The 12,870-nt window shown below is 74.8% G+C and carries 8 protein-coding genes; 6 read left to right on the top strand and 2 right to left on the bottom strand.

The genetic code is table 11. The features are described 5' to 3' along the window. Positions 1–112 precede the first annotated feature (112 nt). Complete coding sequence (locus tag ACZ50K_RS05230; protein ID WP_468897705.1) at positions 113–3,484, top strand: S8 family peptidase; 3,372 nt, start codon at positions 113–115, stop codon at positions 3,482–3,484. A 98-nt stretch (positions 3,485–3,582) separates the two neighbouring features. Continuing rightward, positions 3,583–4,017, top strand: coding sequence for a VOC family protein (locus ACZ50K_RS05235; protein ID WP_468897707.1), 435 nt, complete (start codon positions 3,583–3,585; stop codon positions 4,015–4,017). 58 nt (positions 4,018–4,075) lie between these two features. Here the strand turns inward: ACZ50K_RS05235 and ACZ50K_RS05240 are convergent, their stop codons facing one another. Next, on the bottom strand, positions 4,076–5,119 hold the full coding sequence (locus ACZ50K_RS05240; protein ID WP_468897709.1) for a LacI family DNA-binding transcriptional regulator: 1,044 nt from the start codon (positions 5,117–5,119) through the stop codon (positions 4,076–4,078). Positions 5,120–5,266: 147 nt separating this feature from the next. Between ACZ50K_RS05240 and ACZ50K_RS05245 the strand changes: the two genes are divergently transcribed. Both ACZ50K_RS05245 and ACZ50K_RS05250 read left to right on the top strand, forming a co-directional pair. Beyond that, on the top strand, positions 5,267–7,057 hold the full coding sequence (locus ACZ50K_RS05245; RefSeq protein ID WP_468897711.1) for a glycoside hydrolase family 35 protein: 1,791 nt from the start codon (positions 5,267–5,269) through the stop codon (positions 7,055–7,057). 63 nt (positions 7,058–7,120) lie between these two features. Beyond that, on the top strand, positions 7,121–9,613 hold the full coding sequence (locus ACZ50K_RS05250; protein ID WP_468897713.1) for an RICIN domain-containing protein: 2,493 nt from the start codon (positions 7,121–7,123) through the stop codon (positions 9,611–9,613). A 2-nt stretch (positions 9,614–9,615) separates the two neighbouring features. On the opposite strand, the gene ACZ50K_RS05255 is transcribed toward ACZ50K_RS05250, so the two are convergent. Beyond that, positions 9,616–10,410 (bottom strand): DeoR/GlpR family DNA-binding transcription regulator, encoded by a 795-nt coding sequence (locus ACZ50K_RS05255; protein WP_468897714.1) that lies wholly within the window; start codon positions 10,408–10,410, stop codon positions 9,616–9,618. 69 nt (positions 10,411–10,479) lie between these two features. On the opposite strand from ACZ50K_RS05255, the gene galT reads away from it, so the two are divergent. After that, positions 10,480–11,511: a galactose-1-phosphate uridylyltransferase gene (galT, locus tag ACZ50K_RS05260; RefSeq protein WP_468897716.1), complete on the top strand. Its 1,032-nt coding sequence runs from the start codon at positions 10,480–10,482 to the stop codon at positions 11,509–11,511. Further along, entirely contained in the window at positions 11,508–12,689 is a 1,182-nt protein-coding gene (galK, locus tag ACZ50K_RS05265) for a galactokinase (RefSeq protein ID WP_468897718.1), read from the top strand. The genes galT and galK overlap by 4 nt, the downstream gene beginning before the upstream one ends. Positions 12,690–12,870: the final 181 nt, after the last annotated feature.

A 12,870-nucleotide genomic window follows, 5' to 3' on the forward strand; every position in this document is an offset into this window, starting at 1 on the left:
TGTTCAGAGGCATGGAACAGGGCTGCTGAACAACCCGCCGACCGGTGGACTGCCGGAGGAAGACGCCGAGCCGACCCGGCCCGGCGCCCATCCCGTCACCAGGAGCAGAGAGTTGTACGGAGCACCACGCAGGACCCCGCGCACCGCCCGCGGCCGAACGGCGGCCCTCGCCCTCGCCACCGCCGTGGCCGCCCTCACCACCGGCCTCGCCGCCCCCGCCGCCGCCACCCCCACCGGCCCCGCGGCCCCGCCCGCCGGCCCCGCCGCAACGGGACGGGCCGCCGGACCGCCGACCGAGGTCACCCTGATCACCGGGGACCGGGTGAGCGTGGACGGCCGCGGCGGGGCCGTCCGGGTCGAGCACGGCCCGGGCCGGGAGCGGATACCGGTGTGGATCCGTGTCCAGGGCGGCCGCACCCACGCGGTGCCCGCCGACGCGGAACGCCTGATCGCCACGGGCCGGCTCGACCCGCGGCTGTTCGACCTGACCGAACTGACCCGCCCCGAGACCCTCGCCGCACAGCGCGGCGGCCCCAAGGTCATCGTCCAGTACACCGGGCCCGCCGCGGCCGCCCGCTCCGAGGTCCGGGCCGCCGGCGGCGGCACCGTCCGCAAGGCCTTCCGGACCCTCAACGCGGAATCCGTCCAGACCCCCGCCGAGGACGCCGGCGCGCTGTGGTCCGCGCTCACCGACACCCGGCCGGCGGCCCGGACCGCCGCACCCGCCCCCGGCATCGGCCGGGTCTGGCTCGACGGCGGCCGCCGGGCGAGCCTGGACCGGAGCGTCCCCCGGACCGGCGCCCCGCAGGCCTGGGCGGCCGGCTACGACGGCACCGGCGTCACGATCGCCGTCCTGGACACCGGGATCGACGAGACCCACCCCGACCTGGCCGGCCGGGTGGCCGCCGAACGCAACTTCAGCTCCGCGCCCGACGCCGAGGACCGGCAGGGCCACGGCACCCATGTCGCCTCCATCGCCGCCGGCACCGGAGCCCGGTCCGGCGGCAGCCACCGGGGCGTCGCCCCGGGCGCCCGACTGATCAGCGGCAAGGTCCTCGACGACAACGGCTTCGGCAGCGACTCCGAAGTGCTCGCCGGCATCGAATGGGCGGTCGCCGAGGGCGCCGACGTGGTGAACCTCAGCCTCGGCGGCACCGACACCCCCGGACTGGACCCGCTGGAGGAGGCCGTCAACCGGCTCTCCGCCGAGAAGGGGGTCCTCTTCGCCGTCGCGGCCGGAAACTCCGGCCCGGACGCCTCCACCGTGGAGTCCCCGGGCAGCGCCGAGGCCGCCCTCACCGTCGGCGCCGTCGACGACTCCGGCGCCCTGGCCCCCTTCTCCAGCCGCGGCCCCCGGGTCGGCGACGGCGGAGTCAAGCCCGATGTCAGCGCCCCCGGCGTGGACATCACGGCGGCGGCCGCACCGAACAGCTTCCTCTCGGAGATCCACGGCCAGGACCCCGAGGGCTATCTGACGATCTCCGGCACCTCGATGGCCACCCCGCACGTCGCCGGCGCCGCCGCGATCCTCAAGCAGCGCAACCCGAAGTGGGGCTCCGCCGAACTCAAGGGCGCCCTGGTCGGCTCGGCCGAGGAAGGGCCGTTCGGGGTCCTCGCCGGCGGCAGCGGCCGCGTCCGGGTCGACGCGGCCCTGGAACAGACCGTGTTCCCCCAGCAGTCCGGCCTGGACTTCGGTGTCGCACGCTGGCCGCACGCCGACGACCCGGTGCAGACGCGGAAGCTCACCTACCGCAACAGCGGCGACCGGCCCGTCACCCTCGCCCTCACCCTCGACGCCCGCGACCCGCAGGGCAGGCCCGCGCCCGCCGGGTTCTTCGCCCTCGGCACCGACCGGGTGACCGTCCCGGCCGGCGGCACCGCCTCCGTGGACCTGTCCGCGGACACCCGGCCCGGCGGCACCGTCGACGGCCTCTACACCGTCCAGGTGCTCGCCGCCGGTGACGGCCAGCGCGTCCGCACCCCGGCGTCCGTGGACCGCGAGGTCGAGTCGTACGAGGTGGAGTTCGCCCACACCGGCCGGGACGGCGGGCCCGCCGCGACCTACTACACCAGCGTCACCGGCTCCGTCCCCGGCCTCTTCGGGAAGCGGGAGACCCTCTCGGAGACCTCGGCCTCCCCCCGGCTCCGGCTGCCGAAGGGCACCTACTACCTGGAGTCCCACATCGACGACGGCACCACCGGGGTCACCGACTGGCTGGTCCAGCCGGTCCTGGAGGTCACCGGCCCGCAGACCGTCGCCTTCGACGCCCGCGCGGCCAAGCCGGTGGACATCACCGTGCCCGACCCCGCCGCGACCGTCGAGGACGCCTTCGCGGTCTTCACCTACGAGCAGGGCGAGTTCGGCTCCTCCAGCGCCGTCGTCCTCAACTCCTTCGGCACCCTGCGCACCGCCCACGTCGGCCCGCCCGTCGCCTCCGGGCTCGCCCAGCTGTGGTCGGGCTCCTGGACCAACGGCACCGAGGACTACCGGGTGACGGTCGGCGGCCGCGCCACCCGCTTCCCCACCGGCTACACCCGGCACCTGGGCACCGGCGACCTGGCCGCCGTACGCGTGGGCCTCGGCGCCTCCGCCGAGGGCAAGACCGGGTTCCTCTTCCCCTCCGCCACCCTCCCCGACGCACCCGTCCCGTTCTTCTCGCCCGCCGCGCCCGGCCGCCGGCTGCCCACCGAACGCACCCTGCACCTGTCCACCCTCGACGGGGCACGCTGGGAGATGGGCTTCCAGCAGTCCCGTCCGGGCACCGACGGAGGCTGGGACACCGAGACCGGCTTCGCCCCCGAAGAGCCCAAGGAGTACCGGGGCGGGCAGAGCTACCACGAGGTCTTCAACACGGCCGTGTTCGGCCCCCGCCTCGACACCCGCTACGGGCTCACCCGCACCGGCGACGAGATCACCGGCGACATCCCCTTCCACACCGACGGCCGCGGCCACGCCGGGCGCTCCCTGCTCGCCTCCGCGCGCACCACGCTCCACCGGGACGGACTGAAGGTCTCCGAGACCGCCGCCCCGCCCGGCGCCACCCCGCTCAAGGTCCCGGCCGGCGAAGCCCGCTACCGGCTCACCACCTCCCTCACCCGTGACCCCGCGGTCGCCGCCTCCTCCACCCGGATCGACGCGAGCTGGGAGTTCCGGTCCGCCACCACGGCGGCCGCGACCCGGCTGCCCCTGTCCACCGTCCGTTTCGGCGCCGACGTGGCCCTCGACGGCACCGCCCCGGCCCGCCTGCTCCGCCCGGTACCGCTGACCGTGCAGGGCGCCGCGGCCGGCGGGAACCTCAAGTCCTTCGCCGTGTACGCCTCGTACGACGACGGAAGGACCTGGAAGGCGCTCCCCGTGCAGCACGGCCGGGCCCTGGTGCGCAACCCCGACCCGGGCCGGGGCATCTCCTTCCGCGCCCTGGTCGTGGACCGGCAGGGCAACCGCTCCTCGCTCACCGTGCACCAGGCCTACCGCGGCAAGTGAGGCCCTGACCGGCCGCACCCGCTGCCCCCGCCCCCCCGCCCGGTCGCCCGGCGGAAAATGCCGCGACCGGGCGGGGGAGCCCTTGTTAGGGTGCGCCGATGTCCACGATCAAGCAGTTCCAGGTCACCTTCGACTGTGCCGACCCCGAGCGCCTCGCCCGATTCTGGTGCGAGGTGCTCGGCTATGTCGTCTCACCGGTGCCCGAGGGGTTCGACACCTGGGACGACTACCACCGCTCCCTGCCGGCGGACCACGAGGTGAAGTGGTTCTCCTGCGTCGATCCCTCCGGCGCCGGCCCCCGGCTGCTCTTCCAGCGCGTTCCCGAGGGCAAGGTGGTCAAGAACCGGGTGCACCTCTGCGTCCGGGCGGGCACCGGGCTGGTCGGCGAGGAGCGCCTCGCCGTGCTGCGGGCCGACTGCGAGCGGCTGTCCGCGCTCGGCGCCGTCCATGTGCGCACCATGCTGGCGGACGGCGTCAACGAGTCCTGCATCGTGATGCAGGACATCGAGGGCAACGAGTTCTGCCTGGACTGAGCGGCGCGCCGGTCCCGCCGGTCCGGCGGCACCGGCCGACCCGCCGGTGCCGGACCCGTCAGCGGCCGTCCCGGGGCGCGGCCGCCGTGCTGGCGCGCACCACGAGACGGGGTTCGACCGGGGCCGGTTCGGGAAGGGCGTCGCCCGGTGCCTCGATCCGGCGCAGCAGATGGGCCACGGCCAGCGCGCCCATGTGCCGGAACGGCTGGGCGACGGTGGTGAGGGAGGGCGAGCAGTACTCGGCGAGCTCGATGTCGTCGAAACCGACGACCGAGATGTCCTCCGGCACCCGCAGTCCGGTCTCGTGCAGGGCCCGGATCACCCCGAAGGCCATCTCGTCGCTGGCCACGAACACGGCGGTGACATCGGGGATCCGGGCCAGCACCAGCCCGTTGCGGTAGCCGGAGCCCGGTGACCAGTCGCCTTCCAGCGGTGGCGGCACGGCCCGGCCCGCCTCCTCCAGGGCGGACCGCCAGCCCGCGCGGCGGTCCGCCGCCTCCAGCCACTGGGCGGGACCGGCGATGTGCCAGACCGTGGCGTGCCCGAGGTCCAGCAGGTGCCGGGTGGCGATCCGGGCGGCCTCCGACTGGTCGATGGCCAGCACCTCGGTCGCCTCGGTGCGGGAGCCGTCGATGGTGACCGTGGGCGTGGAACGGGTGAGCTGCTCGATCCGGCCGCTGCTGTGGATCAGGGGCACCGAGAGGATGACCCCCTCCACGGCCTGGTCGGCGAGCCGGGACAGGGCGCCCTCGATGGCGAAGGTGTCCAGCGAGGTGGTGGTGGCGGTGCTGACCGCGTAGCCGGCCTCGCGGGCGGCGCCCTCGATCCCCGAGGTGACGGCGGCCCGGGAGTAGGAGCCGGTCTGGAGGGTCACCACGCCGATGGTCCGGCTGCGGCCCGAGGACAGCATCCGGGCCGCGTTGTTGCGCCGGTAGCCGAGCTGCTCGACCGCGGCCAGCACCTTGGCCCGGGTCGCCTCCTGCACATGGGGGTGTCCGGCGAGGGCGCGGGAGACGGTCTGCGCGGACACCCCGGCGACCCGGGCCACGTCCGCCATGCCCGGCGGCCGTGCCCCGTCCCCGGTGCCGCCCTGCCTCGCCATGGTTCCCCCTCGTGCCGTCCGGGCCGATCCGGGCCCGTCCGGGCCGATCCGGCGATGGTACCGCCAGCCTTGCACGCTCTCTTGGCATCGATAACAGTCTCTGCCATAGTTTCGGCCACCAGCCATTCGGGGAGCGTGGTCAGCAGAATGTCATCGCTAACATCAGCGCTCAGCTGGGACGAGCGCGGCTTCTTGCGCCACGGACGGCCGCACCGGGTGCTGTCCGGCGCCCTGCACTACTTCCGGGTCCACCCCGACCAGTGGGCGGACCGCCTCCGGCGCGTCGCCGCCCTCGGCCTCAACACCGTGGACACCTACGTGCCGTGGAACTTCCACGAGCCCGCCCGCGGCCGCTTCCGCTTCGACGGCCGGCACGACCTGCCCCGGTTCCTCCGGCTCGCCCGGCAGGCCGGACTGGACGCCGTGGTCCGCCCCGGCCCCTACATCTGCGCCGAGTGGGACAACGGCGGACTGCCCGCCTGGCTGACCGGCCGCCCCGGCATGCGGCCGCGCAGCAGCCACCCGGAGTTCCTCGCCGAGGTCGACCGCTGGTTCGACGTCCTGGTCCCGCTCCTCGCCGCCCGGCAGACGGCCCACGGCGGTCCCGTGGTCGCCGTGCAGATCGAGAACGAGTACGGCAGCTACGGCGACGACCACACCTACCTCCGCCACCTGCGCGACGGACTCGTCGCGCGCGGGATATCCGAGCTGCTGTTCACCGCCGACGGCCCCACCCCCCTGATGCTCGACGGCGGCACCCTGCCCGGCGAACTCGCGGCCGCGACCTTCGGCTCGCGCCCCGAGGAGGCCGCCGCCCTGCTGGACGAACGCCGCCCCGGGGAACCCTTCCTGTGCGCCGAGTTCTGGAACGGCTGGTTCGACCACTGGGGCGAGAAGCACCACGTACGGGCCGCGGACAGCGCCGCCCAGGACGTCGGCGCCCTCCTCGACCGGGGCGGCTCCCTCAGCCTCTACATGGCCCACGGCGGCACCAACTTCGGCCTGTGGGCCGGCGCCAACCACAACGGCACCGCCTACCAGCCCACCGTCACCAGCTACGACTCCGACGCCCCGATCGCCGAACACGGCGCGCTCACCCCCAAGTTCCACGCCCTGCGGGAGAGACTCGCGCCCTACCGCACGGGCCCGGTCCCCGACCCGCCGAGCGACCCGCCCCTGCTGCCGCCCACCACCCTCCCCGTCCGGCGGGGATCCGGGCTGCTGGACGCGCTGACGGCGGTCTCCACACCACTGCACGCGGCCAACCCGCCCACCTTCGAGGAGCTCGGACAGGCCTCCGGCCTGGTCCTCTACACCGCCCACCCGGTCGTCCCGCCGGGCACCCACCAGCTGCGGATCACCGGACTCCACGACCGCGCCCAGGTGTTCGCCGACGGCACCCTCCTCACCGTCCTGGACCGCCCGGACGCCTCCTGCCCCCTCACCGGCACCGGCGCGCCCGTCCGCGTCGACCTGCTCGTCGAGAACCAGGGCCGGATCAACTACGGCCCGCTGCTCGGCCAGGGCAAGGGGATCCTGGGCGGGGTGCGCGTGGACCGGCGGCTCGTGCACGGCTGGACCGTGCACCCGCTGCCCCTCGACGAGTGGACCCCGCGGGACCTCGCGCGCGCCACCGGGGCGGCCGCACCGGCCGGGGGCCGAGGCATGGCCACCGCACGGCTGCGGCTCGACGAACCGGCCGACACCTTCCTCGCCCTGCCCGGCTTCGGCAAGGGCTTCGTCTGGGTCAACGGCACCCTGCTCGGACGCCATTGGGACATCGGACCGCAGACCACCCTCTACCTCCCGGGCCCGCTGCTGCGCCCCGGGGACAACCTGCTGACCTTCCTGGAACTCGACCGCTTCGGCGACCGGGTCGACCTGCTCGGGGCCCCCGACCTGGGGCCCTGCGAGGAATACGTCGAGACCTTCGACTGAGGCACCGCACGCCCCACCCGTCACCGGGGCCGCGGATCCGGCCCCTCCGATCAGGGAGTACCCGTGACCACAGTCCGCAGCAGGCTCGCCGGGGCGCTCACCGCCGCCGCGCTGGCCGCCACCGCCGCCGTCACCGGCTCACCGGGGACCCCCGCGGCCGCGGCCGCCGTCCCGTCCGAGACCGGATACACCGTCACGGTCGGCGCCAAGGGCTCCTGGACGCACCCGGACGACACCCCGGCCGGCCCGTACATCGACAAGGACGGCACCTTCTACTTCCAGCAGTCCCACGCCCTCTACGGCGCCTCCGACCCGCGCAAGTGGAACTTCTTCACCGGCACGGACATGGACACCGCCACCCGCTCCGCCGCCCTCAGCGAGGCCGTCAACCCCGCCGACTCCCGGGACCGCAACAACGACACCACCTGGCGCTGCAACAACAGCCCGACCGGGGTGGAATCGACCCCGGCACCCGCCGGCTCCGGCTACGCCCACCGCAACTACTGCGACCTCGCCGGGGTGTGGGTGGACCCCGACACCGGCGACTGGTACGGCCTGGTGCACAACGAGTTCACCCCCCAGCCCTTCGGCGACGGGGTCCACTACGACGGCATCGACTACGCCGTCTCCCGGGACCAGGGCCGGACCTGGACCATCAGGGACCACGTGATCACCTCGCCGTTCAGCACCGCCCGCGGCGACACCGCCGCCTTCCCGCAGCAGACGTACCACTACGGAACAGGTGACCAGCGGCTGTTCGTCGACACCGGCTCCGGCTACTTCTACGCCTTCTACGGCTCCCGCGTCGTCAACAAGGGCGGCGGCTGGGCCGCCTTCCACGGCCATGTCGCGCGCTCGCCGATCTCCGCGAAGATGGCGCCCGGCTCCTGGCGCAAGTGGTACGACGGCGCCTGGTCCGAACCCGGCGTCGGCGGCCGGGAGAGCAACATGGTCCCGGTGGGCCCGGGCGGCGGCACCGGCTACACCCCGCCCTCGAAGGAGTACGACCCGGCCGTCAGCGGCTCCGTCGGCCAGCAGGTCGCCGCCGGACTGATGCCCCCGACCTCCCCGCTGTTCGTCATGGACATCACCTACAACGCCCACCTCGGCCTCTACATCGGCCAGCCCCAGGCCGTCGACCAGAGCGGCGACGCCCCGCAGGAGATCTACGCCACCGAGGACCTCACCACCCAGAAGTGGTTCCGGCTCGGCGACACCGGAAGCCACCGGAACGCCTCCTGGTACCGCTGGTTCCTGGACGCCGGGAACCGGACCGGATCGATGGTCGTCGGCCGCGACTTCCGCTCCTACTGCTCCTTCGGCTGTTCCGGCGGCACCAGCGGCGAGTACGTCGCCCTGAGCATCGGCACCACCCGGCCGGCCGCCCCGGTCGACACCTCCAAGGCGTACCGGATCGCCTCGGCGAACGGCCGGGCGCTGGCCCAGGTCCCCGGCGGCTCCGCCACCACCTCGGTCACCGCACCCACCGGATCCGGGCACGACACCTGGCTGTTCACCTCCAACGGGGACGGCTCCCACCGCATCGCCAACTCCGCCACCGGCGGGCTGCTGGGCGTGGCCGCGACCACCACGGCCACCCGCGCCTGGGGCACCAGGCCGACCGTCACCGCCGCCCCGGCGGGCGGGCCGACCGTCGGCCAGCAGTGGTTCGTGATCCGGGGCACCTCGCCCGCGACCGGCGCGCCCACCGGCACCTACCAGCTCGTCAACCGCTACAGCGGCCTGGTCCTCGGACTGTCCGCCGAGACCGCCCGGCTCGCCGAGACCACCCCCGCCCGCAGCTGGGCCGACACCACCGGCAACCCGGTGGGGGGCGGCCGTACGGCCGGGGAGCAGACCCTCACCCTGACCGCGACCGGCGAGGCCCCCGAGACGGTGGCGGTGGCCGACCCGGGCCGCCGGAACTCCACCGTCGGGAAGGCGGTCTCCGTCCAGCTGACGGCCACCGACTCGGCCGGGAAGCCGCTCACCTTCACCGCCGCCGGACTGCCCGCCGGACTGGGCATCGCCCCCGGCGGTCTGGTCAGCGGCACCCCCACCACCCCCGGCCACTCCACGGTGACCGTCACCGCGAGCTCGGGCACGGCCTCCGGCACGGTCACCTTCGACTGGGGGGTCACGGCCGACTTCACCGGGCCCCGGACCCTGACCGCCGGGGGCAGGGCGCTGGACAACCCCGGCCACAGCACCACCCCCGGAACCCAGCTGATCACCTGGACGCCCAACGGCGGCGCCAACCAGCGGTGGAACCTCACCCGGCAGACCGACGGCAGCTACGAACTGCGGAACGCCGAGTCGGGACTGTGCGCCGACGTGGAGGGCGGGACCGGCACCACCGGATCGAAGATCATCCAGTGGAGCTGCACGGGCGGCGCCAACCAGCGCTGGACCGTGCTCCGGCAGCCCGACGGCACCCACACCGTGGGCTCGGCGGCGAGCGGACTGCTGCTCACCACGGCCTCCTCCGGCAACGGCGCCAAGGTCACCCAGCAGGCCGACACCGGCGGCCCGCTCCAGCGGTGGACCATCGGCTGAGGCTACTCCGGCTCCGCGACGAGGAGTTCGCCGACGGCGGCCGACAGCACCTCGCGGGCCGCCGCCGGCATCCCGGAGTCGGTGACGAAGCAGTCCACACGGTCCAGGGGGGCGAAGCCGCTGAGCGCGACCGTGCCCCACTTGCCGTGGTCGGCGACCACCGCCACCCGGCGGGCCGCCGCGATCAGGGCCCGATTGGTCTGCGCCTCGGCCAGGTTGGGCGTGGTCAGCCCCGCCTCCTCGGTGACCCCGTGCGCGCCCAGGACCAGCAGGTCCACATGGAGGGAGGAGACCACCAGGTCGGCCAGCGGGCCGACCAGCGCGGCGGACGGGGTGGGGGAGCCGCCGGTGAGCAGCAGGGCGGGGGCGGCGGCCTCCCCGCGGTCCCGGGCCGCGGACCGCAGGAGTTCGGCGACCGGGAGGGAGTTGGTGAGCACGGTCAGCCGGGGGACCTCCAGCAGCCTGGCCGCGACCGCGCAGGCGGTGGTGCCGGCCGCGACGGCCACCACGCTGCCCGGCTCGACCAGGGCGGCCGCCTTCGCCGCGATCGCCTCCTTGGCGGCCCGGGCCAGCGGGACCTTCGCCTCGAACCCGGGTTCGGCCACGCGGGTGCCGGGGGCGGCGACGGCACCGCCGTACACCTTCTCCAGCAGTCCGCGCGCGGCCAGCGCGTCCAGGTCCCGGCGGACCGTCATATCGGAGACCGCGAGCCGTTCCACCAGTTCCGCGACCCGCACCGCACCGTCGCGGCGCACCGTCTCCAGGATGAACGCGCGTCGCTGCTGGGCCAGATGCATGCCCCAACCTAACATGATGGACCTGTTTGACTCTGGTGGATGGTGACGGATCTTGTTTAGTCTTGTGGGATGAAGAAGAGCGTCACGCAACTCGCCGACGGTCGTGAGCTGATCTACTACGACTCCGACGGAAGTCCCGCACGGGAGTGCCCCCCGGACCTCCGGCCGCTCGCCCCCGTCGACAGCAGCCCCGGGCTCCGCCGCGACGAGGCCACCGGTGACTGGGTCACCATCGCCTCCCACCGGCAGGCGCGCACCTACCACCCGCCCGCCGACGAGTGCCCGCTCTGCCCCTCCCGGGACGGCCGGTCCGGCGAGATCCCGGCCCCCGACTACCAGGTCGCCGTGTTCGAGAACCGCTTCCCCTCCCTCGCCGGGGAGGCCGGCCGGTGCGAGGTGGTCTGCTTCACCCCCGAGCACACCGGCGGATTCGCCGACCTCACCCCGGAGCGGGCCCGGCTCGTCCTCGACGCCTGGACCGACCGCACCGAGCGGCTCTCCGCCCGCCCCGGGGTGGAGCAGGTGTACTGCTTCGAGAACCGGGGCGCCGAGATCGGCGTCACCCTGGCCCACCCGCACGGCCAGATCTACGCGTTCACCACCGTGCCGCCCCGCACCGCCAAGATGACCGCGGCGGCCGCCGCCCACCGCACCGCCACCGGACGCAACCTGTTCGAGGACCTGCTGGCCCGGGCCCGCGCCGAGGACGACCGGGTGGTGCTGCGCGGCGAGCACTGGACCGCCTTCGTGCCCTACGCCGCCCGCTGGCCCTACGAGGCACACCTCTACCCGCACCGCAGGGTCCCCGACCTGACCCGGCTGTCCGAACCCGAACGCGCCGAGTTCCCCGGCCTCTACCTCGACCTGCTCCGCCGCTTCGACCGGCTCTTCGACTGCCCCGAACCCACCCCCTACATCTCCGCCTGGCACCAGGCCCCCGCCCACGGCGGCGACGAACTCGCCCTGCACCTGGAGCTGTTCACCAGCAGACGGACCGCCGACCGGCTCAAGCACCCGGCCGGCACCGAATCCGGGGTGGAGGCCTTCATCAACGACATCGCCCCGGAGACCGCCGCACAGCGCCTGCGGGAGGCGGCATGACCGCGCCCCCGGCCGACCCGGCCGCCCGCACCCCGGCCACCGACCCCGCCCGCACCTTCGGCGAGCTCTACGGCGGCCGCCCCGACGGCCTCTGGGCCGCCCCCGGACGCGTCAACATCATCGGCGAACACACCGACTACAACGACGGCTTCGCCCTGCCCATCGCCCTCGACCGCACCACCCGGGTGGCCGCCCGCCGCCGGGAGGACGGAATCCTCCGGCTGCACAGCGCCCAGGGCGGCGACCGGACCACCGAACTGCGCACCGCCGAGCTCACCCCGGGCACCGTCCCCGGCTGGGCCCGCTACCCGGCCGGTGTGGTCTGGGCCCTCGCCGAGGCCGGCCACCCGGTGGGCGGCGCCGACCTGCACATCGACAGCACCGTGCCCACCGGCGCCGGCCTCTCCTCCTCCGCCGCCCTCGAATGCGCGGTCGCCACCGCCTACGACGACCTCCACGGACTGGGCCTGCCCGCCCCCGAACTCGCCCGGATCGCCCAACGCGCCGAGAACGCCTTCGCCGGGGTCCCCTGCGGGATCCTCGACCAGATGGCCTCCATGTGCTGCACCGCGGGCGCCGCCCTCCACCTCGACAGCCGCACCACCGGACACCACCAGGTGCCCTTCGACCCCGCCTCCCACGGGCTGACCCTGCTGGTCATCGACACCCGGGTCCGGCACGACCTCGCCGACGGCGCGTACGCCGCCCGCCGCGCCGGCTGCGAACGGGCCGCCCGCCTGCTGGGACTGCCCGCCCTCCGGGACCTGCCCGCCGACCGGCTGTCCGAGGCCCTCGGCGCGCTCCCGGCCGAACTCGCCCCCCTGGTCCGCCACGTGGTCACCGAGAACGCCCGCGTCACCGAGACGGTCACCCATCTCACCGCCGGCCGGATCCCCGCCCTCGGACCGCTCCTGACGGCGGGCCACACCTCCCTGCGCGAGGACTACCGCATCTCCTGCCCGGAGACCGACCTCGCCGTGGAGACCGCGGTGGCGGCCGGCGCCCTCGGCGCCCGGATGACCGGCGGCGGCTTCGGCGGATCCGTCATCGCCCTCACCCCCGCCCGGCTGGCCCGGACCGTCACCGAAGCCGTCGCCACCGCCTTCGCCCGCGCCGGCCACCGCCCCCCGACCGCCTTCCCCACCACCCCGTCCGCGGGCGCCGGCCGGCTGCCCTGACCCGACCGCCCCGACCACCCCGCCCGGGGGAGGGGGAAATGGGTGCCGGCCCCGATGCGCCGGACCGGGCCACCGGAGGATGGTGGGGTTCCGGAGCACCTTCGGTTCGGGGCGGCCCTCACGGGGGCGCGGGTGCTCGCGGCAGCACCTGCGAACGGAGCCGCGCCCATGACGCCCCCGC

This window comes from Streptomyces sp. NPDC033845 (genome assembly GCF_055576225.1).